The sequence below is a fragment of the Streptococcus mitis genome (assembly GCF_005844455.1).
GTDB classification, from domain to species: Bacteria; Bacillota; Bacilli; order Lactobacillales; family Streptococcaceae; genus Streptococcus; species Streptococcus mitis_BF.
The window spans coordinates 1-23,131 of sequence record NZ_SPGF01000025.1; the positions used below are offsets into that span (position 1 = coordinate 1).

Genomic DNA, 23,131 nt, shown 5'->3' on the forward strand with positions numbered 1-23,131 from the left:
GCTTGGATGAACGAATTTTTACAGCAATTATCCGCCTATTATTCGGATGATTATCTGATTTTGGTCATGGATAATGCCACCTGGCACAAGTCTCAGGCTTTGGAGTTGCCAGAAAATATCACGTGTACATTTATTCCTCCCTACACTCCAGAAATGAATCCCATTGAGCAAGTTTGGGCAGAGATACGAAAGCGTGGATTCAAAAACAAGGCCTTCAAATCTTTAGAAGAAGTCATTTTGAAGTTAGAAACAGTGATTCAAAATTTGGAAACAGAATGCCTGAGGAAGATTGTTCACAGAAAACGGATTTGTCCAGAATAGATTTTTGATGAGTGTTAGCATACTCTAGTGAAGATTGTGTGGAGATTGACTGTCTCGGCGTAAAAAAAGCTTATCAAGGTAGAGGAATTGGGAGTCAGTTGCTTGCTACTTTAGAAAGTGAAGCGCGCAAAAAGGTTGATTATTTGCAGGTGAAAACAGTGGCAGAGGGCTCTAATAAAGATTATGACCGAACGAATGTCTTTTATCGCAGTCTTGGTTTTAAAAAGTTAGAGATTTTTCCACAACTTTGGGGATCTCAGAATCCTTGTCAGATTTTAATTAAAAAGATGAGTTAAGAATTGCTTTCCTTCTGTTCTTATAGTGCTAGACTATAAGGAATTGGCAGATTTAGCTCAGTTGGTAGTAAAGCCTAGGTTATAGGTAGATAAACGACTGAGGATTTGAAAAAATAGATATGTAGAAGATAACCGTTAAGTCTTATTCTTAGCGGTTATTTATATTGTTTAATAGCGCTGATATTTCATCAATGATGTTTGACTTTGTGAGGTTGCTAGTTCTTTAAGTTGATTGCTACTATTTTTGATGGTATGAATGTGCTTATAATGTATCCCGGTTAACGAAAGTTTTGGACTCTATAATTTTAATATATGTTAAAAAATAAATTAACTCATGTTAATTTTTTGTTGACTTAAATTTTTTTAATTGATATACTATTTTTCAGAGAGCTAACAATTATATATAAATGTACTACTCTATTTCCTAGATAATACTTAGTAAAACTTTTTATAACAAAGGCTAGCAAAGTTAAAGTTTTCTATCTATTGGAAGTTAAATAAATATGTAAGGAATTAAAATGAAAAAAAGTACAGTATTGTCACTAACCACAGCTGCAGTTATTTTAGCAGCATATGTCCCTAATGAGGTAGTCTTAGCAGATACATCTAGTTCTGAAGATGCTTTAAGTATCTCTGATAAAGAAAAAGTAGTAGTAGGTAAACAAAACGAAAACAAAGAAAAACATGAAGATATTCATAATGATATAGAAACTTCAAAGGATACCGAAGAGAAGAAAACAACAGTTATTGAGGAAAAAGAAGTTGTTAGTAAAGAATCTGTGATAGACAATAAGACTAACAATGAAAAAGCAACAATCAAAAAAGAAGATTCCAATCAATCCCAAGGAGATCATGCGGACTCATTTGTGAATAAGAACACAGAAAATCCGGAAAAAGAAGATAAAGTTATCTATATTGCTGAATTTAAAGATAAAGAATCTGGAGAAAAAGCAATCAAGGAACTATCGAATCTTAAGAATACAAAAGTTTTATATACTTATGATACGGTTTTTAATGGTAGTGCGATTGAAACAACCCAAGATAACTTGGACAAAATTAAACAAATAGAAGGTATTTCATCGGTTGAAAGGGCACAAAAAGTCCAACCAATGATGAATCATGCCCGAAAGGAAATTGGAGTTGAGGAGGCTATCGATTACCTAAAGGCCATTAATGCTCAATTTGGGAAAAATTTTGATGGTCGGGGTATGGTCATTTCAAACATCGATACTGGGACTGATTATAGACATAAAGCTATGAGAATCGATGATGATGCCAAAAGCTCAATGAAATTTAAAAAAGAAGACTTAAAAGGTACTGATAAAAATTTCTGGTTGAGTGATAAAATTCCTCATGCTTTTAATTATTATAATGGCGGTAAAATCACTGTAGAAAAAGCTGATGATGGAAGCGATTATTTTGATCCCCATGGAATGCATATTGCAGGGATTCTTGCGGGAAATGATACTGAACAAGATATCAAAAACTTTAACGGAATAGATGGAATTGCTCCTAATGCACAGATATTCTCTTATAAAATGTACTCTGACGTTGGATCTGGATTCGCAGGGGATGAAACAATGTTTCATGCTATTGAAGATTCGATCAAACACAATGTCGATGTTGTTTCGGTATCATCTGGCTTTACGGGAACAGGCCTCGTAGGTGAGAAATATTGGCAAGCTATTAGAGCGTTAAGAAAAGCAGGCATTCCAATGGTTGTCGCTACAGGTAACTATGCGACTTCTGCTTCAAGTTCTTCTTGGGATTTAGTAGCAAATAATCATCTGAAAATGACAGACACTGGAAATGTAACACGAACTGCAGCACATGAAGATGCGATAGCGGTCGCTTCTGCCAAAAATCAGACAGTTGAGTTTGATAAAGTTAACATAGGTGGAGAAAGTTTTAAATACAGAAATATAGGTGCCTTTTTCGATAAGAATAAAATCATAACAAATGAAAATGGATCAAAAGCTCCTAGTAAATTAAAATTTGTATATATAGGTAAAGGTCAAGACAAAGATTTGATAGAATTGGATCTTAAGGGCAAAATTGCAGTAATGGATAGAATTTATACAAAGGATTTAAAAAATGCTTTTAAACGAGCAACGGATAAGGGTGCACGCGCCATTATGGTTGTAAATACTGTAAATTACTACAATAGAGATAATTGGACAGAGCTTCCAGCTATGGGATATGAGGAGGATGAAGGAACTACTAGTCAAGTTTTCTCAATTTCAGGAGATGATGGTGTAAAGTTATGGAACATGATTAACCCTGGTAAAAAAACTGAAGTCAAAAGAAATAATAAAGAAGATTTTAAAGATAAATTGGAGCAATACTATCCAATTGATATGGCAAGTTTTAATTCCAATAAGCCGAATGTAGGTGACGAAAAAGAGATTGACTTTAAGTTTGCACCTGACACAGACAAAGAACTTTATAAAGAAGATATCATAGTTCCAGCAGGGTCCACATCTTGGGGGCCAAGAATAGATTTACTTTTAAAACCGGATGTTTCAGCACCTGGTAAAAATATTAAATCCACTCTGAATGTCATTAATGGGAAATCAACTTATGGCTATATGTCAGGAACCAGTATGGCAACTCCAATCGTAGCAGCTTCTACTGTTTTGATTAGACCGAAGTTAAAGGAAATGCTTGAAAGACCTGTATTGAAAAATCTTGAGGGAGATGACAAAATAGATCTTACAAGTCTTACAAAAATAGCCCTACAAAATACTGCACGACCTATGATGGATGCAACTTCTTGGAAAGAAAAAAGTCAATACTTTGCATCACCTAGACAACAGGGAGCAGGGCTAATTAATGTTGCCAATGCTTTGAGAAATGAAGTTGTAGCGACTTTCAAAAACAGGGATTCTAAAGGTTTGGTAAACTCTTATGGTTCTATTTCTCTTAAAGAAATAAAAGGAGAAGAAAAATATTTTACAGTTAAGCTTCACAATACATCAGACAGACCTTTAACCTTTAAAGTTTCAGCATCAGCGATAACTACAGATTCTCTAACTGACAGATTAAAACTGGATGAAACATATAAAGACGAAAAATCTCCAGATGGTAAGCAAATTGTTCCAGAAATTCACCCAGAAAAAATCAGAGGAGCAAATATCACATTTGAGCATGACACTTTCACTATAGGCCCAAATTCCAGCTTTGATTTAAATGCGGTTATAAATGTCGGTGAGGCTAAAAACAAAAATAAATTTGTAGAATCATTTATTCGTTTTGAGTCAGTGGAAGAAATGGAAGCTCTAAACTCTAACGGGAAGAAAATAAACTTCCAACCTTCTTTGTCGATGCCTCTAATGGGATTTGCTGGGAATTGGAACCACGAACCAATCCTTGATAAATGGGCTTGGGAAGAAGGATCAAAATCAAAAACAATGGAAGGTTATGATGATGATGGTAAACCGAAAATTCCTGGAACCTTGAACAAGGGTATTGGTGGAGAACATGGTATAGATAAATTTAATCCAGCAGCTGTTATTCAAAACAGAAAAGATAAAAATATTACATCACTAGACCAAGACCCAGACTTATTTGCCTTTAACAACCAAGGTATTCATGCAGAATCCACTAGTGGATCTGATGTTGCTAGGGTATATCCACTTGACTCAAAGGGAGAACCACAAAGTGTTTCACTAGAAAGAGGATTAACACCTTCTCCACTTGTATTAAGAAGTGCAGAAGAAGGATTGATTTCAATAGTAAATACAAATAAAGAGGGAGAAAATCAAAGAGACTTAAAAGTCATTTCGAGAGAACACTTTATTAGAGGAATTTTAAATTCTAAAAGCAATGATGCAAAGGGAATCAAATCATCTAAACTAAAAGTTTGGGGTGACTTGAAGTGGGATGGACTCATCTATAATCCTAGAGGTAGAGAAGAAAATGCACCAGAAAGTAAGGATAATCAAGATCCTGCTACTAAGATAAGAGGTCAATTTGAACCGATTGCGGAAGGTCAATATTTCTATAAATTTAAATATAGATTAACTAAAGATTACCCATGGCAGGTTTCCTATATTCCTGTAAAAATTGATAACACCGCCCCTAAGATTGTTTCGGTTGATTTTTCAAATCCTGAAAAAATTAAGCTGATCACAAAAGATACCTACCACAAGGTAAAGGATGAGTACAAACACGAAAACTTGTTTGCTAGAGACCAAAAAGAACATCCTGAGAAATTTGAAGAAGTAGCCAACGAAGTATGGTATGCAGGTGCAGCTCTTGTCGATGAGTATGGAGATGTTGAGAAAAATCTTGATGTAACTTACGCCGGAGAGGGTGAGGGAAGAAATAGGAAGCTTGATAAAGATGGAAATACTATCTACGAAATTAGCGGAGCAGGAGATTTAAGAGGAAAAATCATCGAAGTAATCGCCCTAGATGGTGCAAGCAACTTCACCAAAATCCATAGGATTAAATTTGATGACCAAGCTGATAAAAAAGGAATGATTTCTTATTACCTAGTAGATCCTGACAAAGATGCTTCTAAATATGAAAAACTAGGTGAAATTTCTGAAGAAAAACTCAAAAATGCAAAGATTCCAGAGGAAAATACCAATAATAATCAAGCTAAGGATGAAGATTCAAAACCAGCTGAAGAAAGTTCAGTTGAGGGAGAAGCTAGCCTTGAAATAAATAAAAATATTTCAACAATTAGAGACTTTGAAAATAAAGACCTAAAGAAACTCATTAAAAAGAAATATAGGGAAGAATATGACTTTGTAACTGGTGGAAAAAGAACAGTAGAGCTTGATTATCAATATGACGATAAAGGAAATATAACTGCCTATGAAGATGAAAGTGCTCTAGAATATGAAACTGAGAAACTTGATGATGTTAAATCAAAGCTTGGTGGAGTATTAAGCCCATCAAAGGATGGACATTTTGAAATTCTTGGAAAAGTAAGTAATGTATCCAAAAATGCTAAGGCTTACTATGGCAATGACTTCAAATTAATAGAAATTAAGGCAAGTAAATACGACCCACAAACTAAAACTCTAACCTTTGACTTATTTGCAAACACAAATGATGTAGTCGATGGTCTATCCTTTACGGGTGATATGAATATCCTTGTAAAAGATAAGGGTGAAACAAAAGCTAAAACTAAAATTAGAATGCCTGAAAAAAATAAGGAAACTAAAACAGAATATCCCTATGCATCAAGTTATGGGAATGTAATAGAATTAGGAGAAGGAGATCTTTCAAAAAATAAACCAAACAATTTAACTGAAATGGAATCTGGTAAAATCTATTCTGATTCAGAAAAACAACAATATCTGTTAAAGGATAATATCATTCTAAGAAAAGGCTATGCACTAAAAGTGACTACCTATAATCCTGGAAAAACGGATATGTTAGAAGGGAATGGAGTCTATAGCAAGGAAGATATAGCAAAAATACAAAAGGCCAATCCTAATCTAAGAGTCCTTTCAGAAACAACAATTTATTCTGATAGTAGAAATGTTGAAGGTAGAAGAAGTACTCAATCCGTATTAATGTCGGCTTTGGACGGCTTTAACATTGTAAGATATCAAGTGTTTACATTTAAAATGAATGATAAAGGGGAAGCAATCGATAAAGATGGAAATCTTGTAACAGATTCTTCTAAACTTGTATTATTTGGTAAGGATGGTAGAGAGTACACTGGAGAGGATAAGTCCAATGTAGAAGCTGTAAAAGAAGATGGTTCTACGTTATTTATTGATGCAAAACCAGTAAACCTTTCAATGGACAAGAACTACTTTAATCCATCTAAATCTAATAAAATTTATGTACGAAATCCAGAATTTTATTTAAGAGGTAAGATTTCTGATAAGGGTGGTTTTAACTGGGAATTGAGAGTCAATGAATCGGTTGTAGATAATTATTTAATCTACGGAGATTTACACATTGATAACACTAGAGATTTTAACATTAAGCTTAATGTTAAAGACGGTGACATTATGGACTGGGGGATGAAAGACTATAAAGCAAACGGATTTCCAGATAAGGTAACAGATATGGATGGAAATGTTTATCTTCAAACTGGCTATAGTGATTTGAATGCGAAAGCGGTTGGAGTACATTATCAATTTTTATATGATAATGTAAAACCAGAAGTAAACATTGATCCTAAGGGAAATACTAGTATCGAATATGCTGACGGAAAATCTGTAGTCTTTAATATCAATGATAAAAGAAATAATGGATTCGATGGTGAGATTCAAGACAAACATATTTATGTAAATGGAAAAGAATATAAATCATTTGATGATATTAAACAAATAGCAGATAAGACACTAAACATTAAGATTCTTGTAAAAGATTTTGCAAGAAATACGACCGTAAAAGAATTCATTTTAAACAAAGATACGGGAGAGGTAAGTGAACTAAAACCTCATACAGTAACTGTGACCATTCAAAATGGAAAAGAAATGAGTTCAACGATAGTGTCGGAAGAAGATTTTATTTTACCTGTCTATAAGGGTGAATTAGAAAAAGGCTATCAATTTGATGGCTGGGAAATTGCTGGTTTCGAAGGGAAAAAAGACACTGGCTATGTTCTTAATCTATCAAAAGATACCCTCATAAAACCTGTATTCAAGAAAATAGAGAACAAAAAGGAAGAGGAAAATAAACCTACTTTTGATGTATCGAAAAAGAAAGATAACCTACAGGTAAATCCTAGTCAATTAAATCAAAGTCATAGAAAAGAGGACTTACAAAGAGTAAATCATTCACAAAAACCTGATTCAACTAAGGATGTTACAGCTACAGTTCCTGATAGAAATGATAAAAACTTTGAAAATGAGAAGGAAGTTTATCTTAATGAACCAGAGAACATAGCTAATAAACATACCAATATCGATAGTAAATCGGATACTAACAATTCTGATAGATTGCCAAAAACCGGAACAGTTAGAGAAGGTTTTACACCATTCATTGCTGGAATATTGTTTATAGTAGGATCACTCCTTGGATTGAAGAAAAAAAATCAAGATTAGGACAAAAGCTATAGATGAAAAAAATGGTTTATGTACTGAGATAGTGTGATGATGAAACAGTTTTGTGAAAATAGCCATTTATAACTCAATTATTTAGTTTGCTTTGATAGTGATACTCTTTTTGGATTTATTAATGGACTTAGTTTCGACAACTAATGAATTGATTGAAAGGGTTAGTATTGACAATATTGGTCATATTAATTAGAAAATAGAGTCTATCAAAATTTAAAGGCTAATAGAGGTGATGAGACAATTTCAAGGAATTAAGTAGCGTTTGGTTGCTTAATTCCTTTTTATTTGGAAGGAAGTTTTTCACCGGATTCCTTATTTTATGGCTATTATTTAAGCACTTAGATCGTAATATAGACCAGATAGGCACAAGACCTTGTTCTTGAGAAACTCCTCTGCTATAATGATTTTTGTAAGGGACGTGAGGTGTCAATATCAGATAACTCAAGTTCCTAAAAAAGAAATTGGAGATAAACAAATGAAAAAATTATTGGGGCTTGTATTTTTAATAGCAGCAGCGACAGTAGTGTATTTTGGTTCTGTTGGCTGGCCAAGTTTGGATGTCAACCTATGGTCACTGATTCCGGTAGGATTGTTTCTCTTTTTCACACTAGAGAATCTTTTGAAAAAGGATTACAAGGCTAGTCTGATGTGTTTGATTATTACCTTTATCATCGCGAATGCAATTTTGGATCTGTTGCCAATTTCAAGTGGTCTAGTAATTGGTGCAGGCGTGCTAGCTTGTGTAGGTATTGGTTATCTATTTCCTGATAAAGAAGGAAAATAAGAATTATTAAAAAAGATATAAAGAAAAACACTTCAATCATTGTATTTTAGTTTGATTGAGGTGTTTTCGATTTCATTTTTTTATTTCTGAGCCATCAATTCAACAATCATCTCAATATACATGACAAGAGTCAATAAGAACCCTGCACGCCAGAAGAATTTGATGAATTTAGGATAGTAGAAGCTACGTTTTTTCAAAAGGAAGAAAAAAACGAGAATAATGGCTAGGAGTGAGAGGGCTAGGCCCAGTCTAGGAAGGAAATTATGGGTAAAGGTTTTAGCTGTGAGCAGGTAATACTCAAATACCAAGACTGGAAAAGCCAGATCCGCAAAGTTTCGTCCTAGTTTTTTTAATCTAAAAAGTTTGGTTAGGATAATGCAGACTACTAAGGTCAGTATCAATAATAAAATAGATGCTAATTTCATTAAAATCATACCCATATTGTATCATAAAAAAACGCTAAAGGAAATGAGAAACAAGGGAATTTGTTGGAAAGTCAGGCTTTTGAGATTGTGGGTATTTTTTGTTATAATGAAGGTTATGAAATCTTATAATACCTTGAATGATTATTATCGAAAACTCTTTGGAGAAAAGACTTTTAAAGTTCCTATTGATGCGGGATTTGACTGTCCCAATCGTGATGGAACTGTGGCTCATGGGGGTTGTACTTTTTGTACGGTTTCAGGTTCTGGAGATGCCATTGTAGCACCAGATGCGCCTATCCGTGAGCAATTTTATAAGGAAATTGACTTTATGCACCGCAAGTGGCCGGATGTGCAGAAGTATTTGGTTTATTTTCAAAATTTTACTAACACCCATGAAAAGGTGGAAGTGATTCGAGAGCGCTATGAGCAGGCTATCAATGAGCCAGGTGTAGTAGGAATCAATATTGGAACACGCCCAGATTGCTTGCCTGATGACACCATCGAGTATTTGGCTGAGTTATCGGAGCGCATGCATGTGACGGTAGAATTGGGCTTGCAGACCACTTATGAAGCAACCTCTGACCTGATTAACCGTGCCCATTCCTATGACTTGTACGTGGAAACGGTCAAGCGTTTGAGAAAGTATCCCAAGATTGAGATTGTTTCCCATTTGATTAACGGACTTCCTGGTGAAACCCATGAGATGATGGTTGAAAATGTCCGCCGTTGTGTCACGGATAACGATATTCAAGGAATTAAACTGCACTTGCTTCACCTCATGACCAATACACGTATGCAACGGGATTATCACGAAGGACGTTTACAGTTGATGAGCCAGGACGAATATGTCAAGGTCATCTGTGACCAACTGGAAATTATTCCCAAACATATTGTCATCCACCGAATCACGGGAGATGCACCTAGAGATATGCTGATTGGTCCCATGTGGAGCCTCAATAAATGGGAAGTGCTAAATGCTATTGAAATTGAAATGCAACGTCGTGGAAGTGTGCAAGGATGTAAGGCTGTAAAACAGGAGTTTAATAATGAAAAGACCACTTGAGATGGCACATGATTTTTTGGCTGAGGTTGTAACTCAGGATGATATCGTAGTGGACGCGACTATGGGAAATGGTCACGATACCCTTTTTTTAGCTAAGCTAGCCAAGCAAGTCTATGCCTTTGATATTCAGGAACAAGCCTTGGAAAAGACCCAAGAGCGTTTGGACCAGGCTGGCTACACAAATGTCCAGTTAATCTTGCAAGGCCATGAGACACTAGACCAGTTTGTGACAGAAGCCAAGGCAGGTATTTTTAATCTGGGTTATCTGCCGTCGGCTGATAAGTCCGTCATCACCCAACCGCAGACAACTATTGAGGCGTTAGAAAAACTATGTCACTTGCTTGTTAAAGGGGGACGGATTGCCATTATGATCTACTATGGTCATGAAGGAGGAGATATTGAGCGGGACGCTGTCTTGGATTTTGTTAGCCAGTTGAAGCAACAAAAGTACACAGCTGCCATTTACCGAACTTTAAACCAAGTCAACAACCCACCATTTTTAGTGATGATTGAAAAATTAGAGAGATATAGACATGGATAAACAATACCTACGTGAAAAGCTGGATACTATGCGCCAGAAATTTGTCGAGTCAACCCACCACGAACGTGCGGTGGGTGTTTTAGACCAAGCACACATGAGCAAAAAAATGCTTAAAATCAAGAAAAAATTAGTTGCTCTTGAAATGGAACGGTGCCAGAGAAAAATTGAGCACAAGGATTGTTCCAAGATTGACCAAAAAATTAAAGAGCAGAAGGAGATTTTTGAATCCTGTTGTAAAAAAGATTAAGGAGGACGTGCGTGGAATTACTGATTTACCTTATCCTATTTTTACTGGTCTTGATTGTCTCAAGTACAACCAATAAGCTCCTGCCCTTTTTGCCTCTTCCCTTGGTGCAAATTCTTTTGGGGATTGTGATTGGACTCTTTTTACCCAATGCCGACTTTCATCTTAATACGGAGTTGTTTTTGGCACTGGTTATTGGGCCCTTGCTTTTCCGAGAATCCGAAGAAGCGGATATCACTGCTATTTTAAAACACTGGCGAATCATTGTCTATCTCATATTTCCAGTGATTTTTATCTCGACCCTGAGTTTGGGTGGCTTGGCCCACCTTCTTTGGTTCAGCCTTCCCTTGGCAGCTTGTTTAGCTGTTGGGGCTGCGCTTGGGCCTACGGACTTGGTGGCCTTCGCCTCTCTTTCGGAGCGTTTTAGCTTTCCTAAGCGCGTGTCCAATATCCTTAAAGGTGAAGGACTCTTGAATGATGCTTCTGGCTTGGTGGCTTTTCAGGTTGCCTTGGTGGCTTGGACAACAGGAGCCTTTTCCCTTGGGCAAGCTGGTAGTTCGCTCATCTTTTCAATCCTAGGTGGTTTTTTTATTGGATTTTTAACAGCCATGACCAATCGTTTCCTCCACACTTTTTTGTTAAGTGTACGCGCAACGGATATTGCCAGCGAACTTTTATTAGAATTGAGTTTGCCTCTAGTGACTTTCTTTTTAGCAGAAGAAGTACACGTTTCAGGGATTATTGCCGTTGTAGTTGCGGGGATTTTAAAGGCAAGCCGCTTTAAGAAAATTACGCTCCTCGAAGCCCAAGTGGATACGGTGACCGAGACGGTTTGGCATACAGTGACCTTTATGCTCAACGGTTCTGTCTTTGTGATTTTAGGGATGGAGTTGGAAATGATAGCAGAGCCTATCTTGACCAATCCAATCTATAGTCCCCTACTATTGCTAGTATCGCTTGTCGCCCTTACCTTTGTCCTCTTTGCTATTCGTTTTGTCATGATTTATGGCTATTATACCTACAGGACACGACGTCTCAAGAAAAAGTTAAATAAGTATATGAAGGATATGCTTCTCTTGACCTTCTCAGGTGTCAAGGGAACGGTGTCGATTGCTACAATTCTTTTGATACCAAGTAATTTAAAGCAGGAGTATCCTCTCTTACTTTTCCTTGTCGCAGGTGTAACGCTTGTCAGCTTTTTAACAGGTCTTTTGGTCTTGCCTCATCTTTCTGATGAACAAGAAGAAAGCAAGGACTATCTTATGCATATCGCCATTTTGAATGAAGTAACGATAGAATTGGAAAAAGAGTTGGAAGACACCAGAAATAAACTTCCCCTCTATGCGGCTATTGATAATTATCATGGACGTATTGAAAATCTCATCCTGAGTCAGGAAAATAAGGGGGCTCAAGAAGACTGGGAGGCCTTGAAACTTCTTATCCTCAGTATTGAAAGTGATGGATTGGAACAGGCTTACGAGGAAGGCAAGATGAGTGAGCGTGCTTATCGAGTTTACCAACGTTATCTGAAAAACATGGAACAAGGTATCAATCGCAAGTTTGCTTCACGAGTGACCTATTATTTCCTTGTTTCCTTGCGGATTTTACGTTTTCTCCTTCACGAAGTCTTTACCTTTGGCAAAACCTTCCGCAGTTGGAAAAATGAAGAATCACAGAAACTCAGAGCCCTTGACTATGACCAAATTGCTGAGCTCTATCTAGAAAATACAGAGATGATTATCGAAAGTTTGGAGAACCTTAAAGGGGTTTATAAGAGTTCTTTAATCAGCTTCATGCAGGATTCTCGTCTCCGAGAAACAGCTATTATCACCAGTGGTGCCTTTGTAGAACGGGTTATCAATCGTGTCAAACCAAACAATATCGATGAAATGCTGAGAGGTTATTATCTAGAGCGTAAGTTGATTTTCGAATATGAAGAGAAACGATTGATTACGACCAAGTATGCCAAGAAGTTACGGCAAAATGTAAATAACTTAGAGAACTATTCTCTAAAGGAAGCTACCAATACCCTGCCTTATGATATGATGGAATTGGTAAGAAGAAATTAATCAAGATTATAAGTGAAGGAGTGTGACATGAAGAAGTGGTGGAAAGAGCTGATAGACAGGCCGTTAGTAAAAGCTTTTTTGCATTATTATCAAGCATCAGATAGTGAATTGACCAGTGTCGCAGTAGCCTACTATTGGTTGATTTCGATTTTTCCCCTGCTTTTGGTAGTAGTCAATATCCTCCCCTATTTTCAGATTCCAGTTTCTAATTTTTTGAAGGTTGTCAATGAATTTTTGCCGGATACGGTCTATGATGTGGTGGCAAAGATTATTACAGAAGTGCTGACACAACCTTCAACAGGCTTATTGAGTTTTGCGGTTTTGTCAGCCCTCTGGACCTTTTCAAAATCCATGAATTTCCTACAGAAAGCCTTTAATAAAGCTTACGGAGTAGCAAAAAATCGTGGAATGATTTCCCATCAGCTCATGAGTTTGTTTGTCAGTTTCGGATTGCAGATTCTCTTTGCCTTGGCTCTCTTTCTGAGTGTTTTTGGCCGCATGCTCCTCAACCTTATCAAAAGCTACTGGAAATCAGATAGTCCTCTCTTTGATTATCTGCAAGACCTAACAGGTCCCTTGGCCTATGCCTTGATTTTTGCCATCTTGGTCATGCTTTATTATTTCCTGCCCAATGTCAAGGTGCGACGAATTCGACATGTATTGCCAGGAAGTGCCTTTGTCTTGTTGACCTTGGTCTTCCTGCTCAATATCTTTTCAGTCTATGTCAACAACTATGTTAATCACCTCGTGGACGTTCGTTTCTTCAGTTCCGTTGTCGTGGTGGTCATGATGTTCTGGTTTATTCTCATCGCTAAGATTTTGATTGTCGGCGCGGTAATCAATGCCAGTGTTCAGAGTTTGAAAGATACGAGCTTGAGAACTGACTAATTTAATTACAAAACGCATACTATCAAGGTTTCATGCCTGATAATATGCGTTTTTTGATTATGTAAATTAATAGATAAACATGGCATCACCGAAACTGAAGAAACGGTAGTGTTCTTGGATGGCATGGTGATAAGCGTCTAAGACTAATTCACGGCCTGCAAAAGCAGAAACCAACATGACCAGAGTTGATTTTGGCAGGTGGAAATTGGTTGAAAAGGCATCCACAACCTTCCAGTCGTAGCCTGGTTTGATAAAGATATTGGTCCAGCCAGAATCAGCCTGAATTTGCCCATCAAACTTGGAACCAATAGTCTCCAAGGTGCGGATAGAAGTGGTTCCGACAGCGATGATGCGACCACCATTTTCCTTAACAGAGCGAAGAGTGGCAGCCGCTTCCTCAGAGAGCTGGTAGAATTCTGAGTGCATTTCGTGTTCGTCCAGATTGTCCACAGAAACAGGTCTAAAGGTTCCGAGTCCGACATGAAGAGTCAGATAGACTAGATGAACACCTTTGGCTTGGATTTCTGCTAGCAGTTCTTTGGTGAAGTGCAATCCAGCAGTTGGTGCTGCAGCAGATCCACTTTCCTTAGCGTAGACGGTTTGATAACGTTCACGGTCATCCAGTTTTTCATGGATGTAGGGTGGTAGTGGCATTTCTCCCAGACTTTCCAAGACTTCTAGAAAAATTCCTTGGTATTCGAAGCGGACAATGCGGCCCCCGTGGGTCAATTCTTCCGTGACGACAGCGCTGAGACGACCATCACCAAAGTTAACACGAGTGCCAACCTTGAGGCGTTTGGCAGGTTTAGCCAGAACCTCCCACTCATCTCCAGAAGTATTTTTGAGCAGGAGAAGCTCCACATGGCCTCCTGTCTCCTCTTTTTGACCATAGAGGCGGGCAGGGAGAACACGGGTATCGTTCATAACGAGGGCATCACCGGGTTCTAGCATGTCGATAATAGAGTGGAAGTGTTTATCCTGCATTTCACCCGTTTCACGATTAACGATAAGGAGTTTGGAGGCATCTCGTTTTTCAAGGGGCGTTTGGGCAATTAATTCCTCAGGTAAGTGGAAATCAAAATCAGCTGTATTCATTTTTTCATCATTCTTTCTAAGTTCTAATCTTATCCATTATAACACGTTTTAAGTTTGGGCGCTCTTTTTTTAGAAATTAAATCGTTTTTACTTGACAAAAATTGGTCTATACCATATAATGAATATAGATAGAAATGGAGGATGAAAAGATGAAAGTCATTAAAGTTGAAAACCAAGTTGAAGGTGGAAAAGTTGCGTTTGAGATTTTGAAGGAAAAATTGGCTAATGGCGCTCAAACATTGGGACTTGCGACAGGAAGCAGCCCGCTTGAATTTTACAAGGAAATCGTTGAAAGTGACCTTGATTTTTCAAATCTAACCAGTGTCAACCTTGATGAGTATGTAGGTCTTGATGGCGACAATCCTCAGTCTTACCGCCACTTCATGCAAGAAAACTTGTTCAACCAAAAACCATTTAAAGAAAGTTTCTTGCCTCGTGGGTTTAAGGATCATGCTGAAGCTGAAGTTGAACGCTACAATCAAATTTTGGCTGACCATCCTGTTGATTTACAAATCTTGGGAATCGGTCGCAATGGACACATTGGATTTAATGAACCTGGCACTCCATTTGACAGTCAAACACACCTTGTGGAGCTTGACCAGTCTACTATCGAAGCCAATGCTCGCTTCTTTGACAAGATTGAAGATGTCCCAACCCAAGCTATTTCAATGGGGATTAAAAACATCTTGGATGCCAAGTCAATTATTCTCTTTGCTTACGGCGAATCAAAAGCAGAAGCTATTGCCGGCACCGTGTCTGGTCCAGTGACTGAGAACCTACCTGCAAGTAGCCTGCAAAATCACCCTGATGTGACCATTATTGCGGATGCTGAAGCGCTCAGCTTGTTAGAAAAATAAAAAAGTATAAGAACCACTTACTCTTTGGAGTGAGTGGCTTTTTACTTCAAATGTTCACTATTCTGCTAAAAGAAATTTTTCTGTAATTCACCATAACAGTTTTCGATATTTCATATAAAAAGGCATCCAATAGAAAATTCTTAAATGTCTGTAAACTTTGATATAATCGTATTGACTATTTTTTATGATACTATACGATTTTTATTAAGACAGTCGATAGTTGTTGATGCTGGAAACCATGATATAACTGGCAATTCCTGACATGTGAAGAAAGGTTGAAATCCAGCCTGTTATACTTGGTAGAAGCATGGTGAGAGATAGAACGATTAGAAGGATATAAAATAGTTTTAATCCTAAATTGAAATTTTTCCATATACTAAACATATTCATCACCCCACCCGTTACAAAAGCATAGCCAATAGCAGAGATACCCGATGCCTGAATTTCTTGATTCTGTGTTAATATATGGAATACAATTGAAGATATTACCATAGAAGTAATAAAAACTAAAAATACATATTTTGATCCCCTTTTATACTCCAATAGCCCACCAAAAGGAAGTAACATTAAAGTATTTAAAACTAAATGAAACCATATAAACCATACTGGTGCTTCTTTACTTCCATGCATAAATGTACCACTAAAGTATTGCCAACAATAAATTGGCTTTGAATGAAATGCAAATAAGTCATACATTACACTTCCCCAAAAGGTAGTAAGAATTCCTAGCAATAAACAAATTACAACTAAAATACTGACCACAGGGTAAATTTTTATGATTCTTTTCATGTTATAGATTCACTTCTAAATAATACTAATTTTTGCTAATCAATATGTGTCACTATTATATCATTTCCATCTATAAATGTTAATCAATAAATGTTAATCAATTTTAACAAGATTAAAATTGAAGATAATCAAAATTAAACCGCATTTTTTCTTGACAATTATTCCTTTTACGTGTAAAATAGAATAGATCTTGAACTTGAAGGGAGTGAAAAAAATGTCTAAAACAGTAGTACGTAAGAATGAATCTCTTGACGACGCACTTCGTCGTTTCAAACGTGCGGTTACTAAAGCTGGTACTCTTCAAGAAACACGCAAACGTGAATTCTATGAAAAACCTTCTGTAAAACGTAAACGTAAATCAGAAGCAGCTCGTAAACGTAAAAAATTCTAATTAGAAATGAAAGGCTAGAGAAATCTAGTCTTTTTCTTTTAAATAAATACTCCAAAGCCTGCAAAAATCTGAAACTTCCTCCCACAATTTGATATAATAGTAAAAAGAACTCGATTGAAGGAGGAAATGATGTCGGTTTTAGTAAAAGAAGTGATTGAAAAGCTTAGACTAGACATTGTCTATGGCGAACCAGAATTGCTTGAAAAGGAAATCAATACAGCGGATATTACACGACCTGGTCTTGAAATGACGGGGTATTTTGACTACTATACGCCAGAGCGGATCCAACTTTTGGGAATGAAGGAGTGGTCCTATTTGGTCAGTATGCCTTCTAACAGCCGTTATGAAGTTTTGAAAAAAATGTTTCTACCTGAGACACCAGCGGTCATTGTTGCCCGTGGTTTGGTGGTTCCAGAGGAGATGTTAAAAGCTGCTAGAGAATGTAAGATTGCCATTTTAACTAGCCGTACAGCTACTAGTCGTTTGTCTGGAGAATTATCTAGTTATCTGGATTCTCGTTTGGCAGAACGGACCAGTGTACACGGTGTCTTGATGGATATTTATGGTATGGGTGTCTTGATTCAGGGAGATAGTGGAATCGGTAAGAGTGAGACAGGTCTAGAGCTTGTCAAACGTGGTCACCGCTTAGTAGCTGATGACCGTGTCGATATCTTTGCCAAGGATGAAATTACTCTTTGGGGTGAACCGGCTGAAATCTTGAGACACCTGATTGAAATTCGTGGGGTTGGGATTATCGATGTCATGAGCCTCTACGGTGCCAGTGCTGTCAAGGACTCTTCACAAGTCCAGCTGGCTGTTTATTTGGAAAATTACGATACACATAAGACCTTTGATCGTCTTGGAAATAATGCTGAGGAACTTGAAATTTCTGGCGTATCTATTCCTCGTATCCGCATCCCAGTTAAAACAGGTCGTAATATCTCTGTCGTGATTGAGGCTGCTGCCATGAATTATCGTGCCAAGGAAATGGGCTTTGATGCGACGCGTTTGTTCGAAGAACGTTTGACAAATCTCATTGCTCAAAACGAGGTGCCTAATGCTTGATCCAATTGCTATTCATCTAGGTCCTCTAGCCATTCGTTGGTATGCCTTGTGTATTGTGACAGGTTTGATTCTTGCGGTTTATTTGACCATGAAAGAAGCGCCTAGAAAGAAGATCATACCAGACGATATTTTAGATTTTATCTTGATAGCCTTTCCCTTGGCTATTTTAGGAGCTCGTCTCTACTATGTCATTTTCCGTTTTGATTACTATAGTCAGAATGTAGGAGAGATTTTTGCCATTTGGAATGGTGGTTTGGCCATTTACGGTGGTTTGATAACTGGGGCCCTTGTGCTCTATATCTTTGCTGATCGTAAACTTATCAATACTTGGGATTTTCTAGATATTGCGGCGCCTAGCGTCATGATTGCCCAAAGTTTGGGTCGCTGGGGCAATTTCTTTAACCAAGAAGCCTATGGTGCAGCAGTGGATAATCTGGATTATTTACCTGGCTTTATTCGTGACCAGATGTATATTGAGGGGAGCTACCGTCAACCGACCTTCCTTTATGAGTCTCTATGGAATCTACTTGGCTTTGCCTTGATTTTGATATTCAGACGAAAATGGAAAAGTCTCAGACGAGGTCATATCACTGCTTTCTACTTGATTTGGTATGGTTTCGGTCGTATGGTTATTGAAGGCATGCGGACAGATAGTCTCATGTTCTTTGGACTTCGAGTGTCTCAATGGCTTTCAGTTGTCCTTATCGGTCTCGGTATAATGATCGTTATTTATCAAAATCGAAAGAAGGCCCCTTACTATGTTACAGAGGAGGAAAACTAAATGTTAGAAGTTGCATATATTCTTGTTGCCCTAGCTTTGATTGTCTTTTTAGTCTATCTAATCATTACTGTACAAAAGCTTGGTCGTGTTATCGATGAAACAGAGAAGACGATTAAAACCTTGACTTCAGATGTGGATGTGACCTTGCATCACACCAATGAATTGCTGGCTAAGGTCAATGTCTTGGCAGATGATATCAATGTCAAGGTGGCAACGATTGATCCACTCTTCAGTGCTGTTGCAGATTTATCCCTATCTGTTTCAGACCTCAATGACCATGCGCGTGTCTTGAGTAAGAAAGCTTCATCAGCAGGTTCAAAAACACTCAAGACTGGTGCAAGTCTGTCAGCTCTTCGTCTTGCAAGTAAATTTTTCAAAAAATAAAAAAGGAGAATCCTTATGGGTAAACTATCCTCAATCCTTTTAGGAACCGTTTCAGGTGCAGCTCTTGCCTTGTTTTTAACAAGCGACAAGGGCAAACAAGTTTGCAGTCAGGCTCAAGATTTTCTAGATGATTTGAGAGAAGATCCTGAGTATGCCAAGGAGCAAGTCTGTGAAAAACTGACAGAAGTTAAGGAGCAGGCTACAGATTTTGTTCTGAAAACCAAAGAACAGGTTGAGTCAGGTGAAATCACCCTTGATACTATCCTTGAAAAAGCAAAATGTTGCGCTCAGCAGGCAACAGAAGCTTCTAAAGAGACCTTGAACAGTTTCAAAGAACAACTGGAAGACAAAGTGGTTGTGGAAGAAAAAGAAAATGGTCAAGAAATTGTCATCGAGCTTCAAGAAAATTAACATAGAATCACCATTTCTTGGTTTTCTAGAGAATCAAGAATGGTGATTTTTTTCCTTTAATGAAATCTTTGTGATATAATGGCAATATAGAGCGTGCAATATTTTGATTTCTTCCATAATGTATAGTAGATTGAATCTAGAATAGTACGCCATGGTTGCTAAAATATTTCTATACATTAATTTGACTTTCCTAATCAATTTGTTCACATCTTATTTCAATCTACTATAGTAAAATTTTAACAGCAGGTTATTGATTGTCATACGGATGGGAAGATGGAACTAGATGATAAAAGAGAAAAGATAACCTTGGTTCTTTTTTACAGAGTTGTTTGGTAGTCTAAAATAAGTGGTTCTGTCCGTAACCTAAATAACCCGCCTGATTAACAGGGGGACTGGGTTTAGCTATTACAACAAATAGTTATTTAAAAATTGAAAGGATTTAAAATGTGATGTATTAAAGTCTAGTAAAGTTCCTAAAGTTTATGAGAAGAAAAAATTATGATTTTGTTAACAGAAAATGTTAACGTTTTCTATATTGTGTATGAAAAATAGTTAGAAAGAAATTTGATTAAATGAAAGATATTTTTAATAAGCGACAACGTTTTTCGATTCGAAAGTTTTCTGCTGGAGTGGCATCTGTACTAATAGGGGTTTCCTTATTTGCTCCAACTCAAGGAGTCTTAGCTTCTACAGAAAATAATAATGATAATAATACAGGGATAGAAGTTAATTCTGAAACTGACAATTCTCTGCCGACTGTGAAGATCAAAGAAGAAGCTCAAAGTATCTCAGAACATCGAAACAATGCTTCTTCTGAGATAGATGCTAAAGAGATTTCAACAGTAGCTACAAAAGAGACAGTTTTAGATACTTCCGGTGGTAAGGAAAATATCAATTCAACGGCAACTACTTTCGTGGCTGGTGAAGACAGATCAAGTGCTCCAGAGGTTAGAACAGCATCAAATCCTACTGAGATTAAAAAATATGAATTGACTGAGGAAGATGCTAAAAAAATCAAAGCAGGAATAATCGGTTCAGAAGGGGATAAGTATGATAGCCTATTACTAGATGGAGAACAGTTAAAACCGAATGGTTATACAGATAACGATTATTTGAGTGATAAAGATGAAATCTATATTTATGAAAAAAATGGGAAAAAGTATGTAGGCTATAACAGTCATCCGTTACTAGAAGATACTGATGGTGATGGTATTATTGATAGTGACGAAAAGTCAGATGAAAAATTAAAATGGAATGTAAGTGAACGTGATATGATTATGTTCATGGAATTGTCCTACCGTGACGATAAGTATATTGACAGAGTACTGGATCATAAGAACCCCTTAAGAGAGTCAGAGTTATACAAAAAGAAAGGTGAAAGTAGACCACGTTACGAATATATGATGATGAATAGGGAATTAGCTCCTTATTGGGAAAGAAAGAAAAGTTATCATACATCCAGTGGACTGGATGCTGTGTTATTTGAGACCAAGAGCGATTTCTTATATTTACCAAATGGGACTGCTCAAGTATTAGCGTTTCGAGGAACAAGTGATGGGAAAGATATTGTGGCTGATGGAGTACTTGGAACAGGTAGCAATCCTCAGCAAGGGATAGATGCAGAAAATATCATGCGTGAATTAGCTAAGGATAAGAGTATCACCAATCTTTATCTAACAGGACATTCTTTGGGAGGATATTTAGTACAACGGGCCATGGTCGAGGCCTACCAATTAGCATATTCTAATAACAGAGGTATATCTCCTGAAGAAAAATTAGATTATAAAAACTTTTATGAAAATATATTAAAAAAAGGAACGACATTTAATGCTCCAAAAGTGAGGACAAGTCTATTCTCATCATCTGCGTTTTGGCAAAAAGGTTTAGATAGTAAAAAAATAGCTAAGTCTGGGAAAATGACACATTATATAGTTAATAACGATTCTACTATAGGAAAAAGTGTCAGTAATGATAGTGATGTTGTTATAAATGTTGGGGATACAAAAGGAGGGCATAGTTCCCGTTCTTATTTTGAAGCCGATATGATTAATAGACGACCAGAGTTTATTTCTGGGAAACGAATTTCCTTAGATGGGATAGGTTTTCAAAATCCTAAGATTACTACAGCTAAGTCTTTAGAAAAAGTTGGAGAAACTGCTGTATATAGTAAACACGGAGATGACATCATTAAGTCAACAACTGTTAGTATGAAAGATCCTGATACAGGAAACATTACTAAGAATACAACTGATGAAATCTTCAAGAAAGATGGAGCTAAGGACAAAGTAGAAACAACAGCAATCCCATCACCTAAGAAATACGTAAAAGATGAAAGTCGCGAAAAAGAACAAGCTAATGTTGAAGTATCTGGTAAAACTGGAGAACAGACGGTAACAACAACTTATAGTGTCAATCCTAACACTGGAGATCTTATTGAACATGTGGAACAACCGGTAGTTAAGCAACCGGCAACAGAAACAGTTGTCAAAGTCGCAGCCAAGGATGAAGTAGAATACATTAAAAAAGGAGACGACGTTGTTAAGAAGACAACGAGCTACACAGTAGACTCAAAAACTGGCAGTCTTACTTCGGGTGAGAAGGAAGAAGTAGTCAATAGAGGCGGCGCGAAGGATATAGTTGAGTATAATTCAGTTGAACCCACAACAGTTTATTTAAAAGATGTGAATAGTCCAAAAGGTACTAATACCGTTCAATTTCCAGGGAAAGCAGGGAAAACTAAAGTCACCACAACATATAGCGTAAATCCAGTAAATGGAACCCTAACTCCATCAAAAGGCGAACCAGAAGTCGTAAATATACCAATAGCTAGAGTTGTAAAAGTGGGAGCTAAGGATAAAGTAGTAGAAACGCCAATTGAACCTGAAGTTGAGTATGTTAAAGATGTGGAAAAAAACTTCGGTACACCAAATCAGCGTATTGAGGGTAAAAAAGGTAAAACGGTTACTACAACCACTTACGATGTAGATTCAAACGATGGTCATATCACAGAACACGTTGGCAACCCAGTAGTCACCCCAGCAGGTAAGACAATTGTTAAAGTTGGTGCGAAAACTAAGGTTGAACAATCTAAAGATTCTGAAGGTCGCGATGTAATTGATACCACTACCTATGAAGTTAATCCAAAAACAGGTAAGGTAACTCCAACAACCGTGCGAACTTATGGGAAAACGAAAGAACCAACAGTTGAGAAGAGAGTAGTACCATCACCTGTTGTCTATGAAAAAGATGATACGAAAGAAAAAGGTACAGCCCCAACTACTGTTAAAGGTGAAGATGGTGAAGACACTATCACAACCATTTACACTGTGGACACTAATACTGGAAAGATTACAGTAAGTGAAGGTAAACCAGTTCGTACGAAAGAACCAACGAATACTATTGTCAAAGTTGCCGCGAAGGATAAAGTGGAGACAACTGAACTCCCATCACCTAAGAAATATGTGAAAGATGATACACGCGACAAAAATCAACCAAATGTGGAAGAAGCAGGACAAGCAGGTTCAAGCACTACCACAACAACGTATAGTGTTGATCCTACTACAGGCGCTATTACAGAAACAGTAGGAAAACCAGTAGTAGTGAATCCAACAGAAACAATTGTTAAAGTCGCCGCGAAGGACAAAGTAGTAGAAACTCCGATTGAACCAGAAGTTGAGTATGTTAGAGATGGTGAAC

The 23,131-nt window shown here is 37.2% G+C and carries 18 protein-coding genes and 1 pseudogene; 16 read left to right on the top strand and 3 right to left on the bottom strand.

What is annotated here, in order from left to right; all coding sequences use genetic code 11:
- The 4 genes and pseudogenes from FGQ53_RS05985 to FGQ53_RS06000 all read left to right on the top strand — a co-directional run.
- A partial coding sequence (locus FGQ53_RS05985) for a transposase (RefSeq protein ID WP_171019091.1) occupies positions 1–321 on the top strand: 321 nt, incomplete at its 5' end.
- 14 nt (positions 322–335) lie between these two features.
- Positions 336–617: pseudogene (locus FGQ53_RS05990) on the top strand (GNAT family N-acetyltransferase); the annotation flags it as partial.
- A 518-nt stretch (positions 618–1,135) separates the two neighbouring features.
- Positions 1,136–7,636: a S8 family serine peptidase gene (locus FGQ53_RS05995; RefSeq protein ID WP_138336694.1), complete on the top strand. Its 6,501-nt coding sequence runs from the start codon at positions 1,136–1,138 to the stop codon at positions 7,634–7,636.
- 487 nt (positions 7,637–8,123) lie between these two features.
- A complete protein-coding gene (locus tag FGQ53_RS06000) occupies positions 8,124–8,432 on the top strand; it encodes a hypothetical protein (RefSeq protein WP_138336695.1) in 309 nt (102 codons plus the stop codon).
- An 80-nt stretch (positions 8,433–8,512) separates the two neighbouring features.
- Here FGQ53_RS06000 and FGQ53_RS06005 read toward each other — a convergent pair whose 3' ends face one another.
- A complete protein-coding gene (locus FGQ53_RS06005; RefSeq protein WP_138336698.1) occupies positions 8,513–8,872 on the bottom strand; it encodes a DUF3397 family protein in 360 nt (119 codons plus the stop codon).
- A 91-nt stretch (positions 8,873–8,963) separates the two neighbouring features.
- Here FGQ53_RS06005 and FGQ53_RS06010 point away from each other — a divergent pair, with 91 nt between their 5' ends.
- The 5 genes from FGQ53_RS06010 to FGQ53_RS06030 are packed head-to-tail and all read left to right on the top strand — an operon-like array spanning position 8,964 to position 13,662.
- Positions 8,964–9,920: a TIGR01212 family radical SAM protein gene (locus tag FGQ53_RS06010; RefSeq protein ID WP_138336701.1), complete on the top strand. Its 957-nt coding sequence runs from the start codon at positions 8,964–8,966 to the stop codon at positions 9,918–9,920.
- The gene (locus tag FGQ53_RS06015; protein ID WP_138336704.1) at positions 9,904–10,461 is read left to right on the top strand and encodes a tRNA (mnm(5)s(2)U34)-methyltransferase; all 558 of its coding nucleotides are present in this window, start codon (positions 9,904–9,906) and stop codon (positions 10,459–10,461) included. Before FGQ53_RS06010 ends, FGQ53_RS06015 begins: the two co-directional genes overlap by 17 nt.
- A complete protein-coding gene (locus FGQ53_RS06020) occupies positions 10,454–10,708 on the top strand; it encodes a hypothetical protein (RefSeq protein WP_000361092.1) in 255 nt (84 codons plus the stop codon). The genes FGQ53_RS06015 and FGQ53_RS06020 overlap by 8 nt, the downstream gene beginning before the upstream one ends.
- Before the next feature lie 11 nt (positions 10,709–10,719).
- Positions 10,720–12,774, top strand: a complete 2,055-nt coding sequence (locus tag FGQ53_RS06025; protein WP_138336707.1) for a cation:proton antiporter — start codon at positions 10,720–10,722, stop codon at positions 12,772–12,774.
- Between the two features lie 27 nt (positions 12,775–12,801).
- Positions 12,802–13,662, top strand: coding sequence for a YihY/virulence factor BrkB family protein (locus FGQ53_RS06030; protein ID WP_138336710.1), 861 nt, complete (start codon positions 12,802–12,804; stop codon positions 13,660–13,662).
- A gap of 66 nt (positions 13,663–13,728) precedes the next feature.
- On the opposite strand, the gene queA is transcribed toward FGQ53_RS06030, so the two are convergent.
- Positions 13,729–14,757, bottom strand: coding sequence for a tRNA preQ1(34) S-adenosylmethionine ribosyltransferase-isomerase QueA (queA, locus tag FGQ53_RS06035; RefSeq protein WP_138336713.1), 1,029 nt, complete (start codon positions 14,755–14,757; stop codon positions 13,729–13,731).
- A 149-nt stretch (positions 14,758–14,906) separates the two neighbouring features.
- On the opposite strand from queA, the gene FGQ53_RS06040 reads away from it, so the two are divergent.
- Complete coding sequence (locus tag FGQ53_RS06040) at positions 14,907–15,614, top strand: glucosamine-6-phosphate deaminase (protein WP_138336716.1); 708 nt, start codon at positions 14,907–14,909, stop codon at positions 15,612–15,614.
- Between the two features lie 204 nt (positions 15,615–15,818).
- On the opposite strand, the gene FGQ53_RS06045 is transcribed toward FGQ53_RS06040, so the two are convergent.
- The gene (locus FGQ53_RS06045) at positions 15,819–16,403 is read right to left on the bottom strand and encodes a rhomboid family intramembrane serine protease (protein ID WP_138336719.1); all 585 of its coding nucleotides are present in this window, start codon (positions 16,401–16,403) and stop codon (positions 15,819–15,821) included.
- Positions 16,404–16,617: 214 nt separating this feature from the next.
- Here FGQ53_RS06045 and rpsU point away from each other — a divergent pair, with 214 nt between their 5' ends.
- The 6 genes from rpsU to FGQ53_RS11970 form a co-directional block, all read left to right on the top strand.
- On the top strand, positions 16,618–16,794 hold the full coding sequence (rpsU, locus tag FGQ53_RS06050) for a 30S ribosomal protein S21 (RefSeq protein WP_000048054.1): 177 nt from the start codon (positions 16,618–16,620) through the stop codon (positions 16,792–16,794).
- A gap of 129 nt (positions 16,795–16,923) precedes the next feature.
- Entirely contained in the window at positions 16,924–17,859 is a 936-nt protein-coding gene (gene hprK / locus FGQ53_RS06055; RefSeq protein WP_171019096.1) for an HPr(Ser) kinase/phosphatase, read from the top strand.
- A complete protein-coding gene (gene lgt / locus FGQ53_RS06060) occupies positions 17,852–18,640 on the top strand; it encodes a prolipoprotein diacylglyceryl transferase (RefSeq protein WP_138336725.1) in 789 nt (262 codons plus the stop codon). The genes hprK and lgt overlap by 8 nt, the downstream gene beginning before the upstream one ends.
- Entirely contained in the window at positions 18,641–19,024 is a 384-nt protein-coding gene (locus tag FGQ53_RS06065) for a DUF948 domain-containing protein (RefSeq protein WP_000895040.1), read from the top strand. It abuts the gene before it with no gap.
- Between the two features lie 15 nt (positions 19,025–19,039).
- Complete coding sequence (locus FGQ53_RS06070; RefSeq protein WP_138336728.1) at positions 19,040–19,435, top strand: YtxH domain-containing protein; 396 nt, start codon at positions 19,040–19,042, stop codon at positions 19,433–19,435.
- A gap of 572 nt (positions 19,436–20,007) precedes the next feature.
- The coding region (locus FGQ53_RS11970) for a YSIRK-type signal peptide-containing protein (RefSeq protein ID WP_229090327.1) at positions 20,008–23,131 on the top strand (3,124 nt) is incomplete at its 3' end.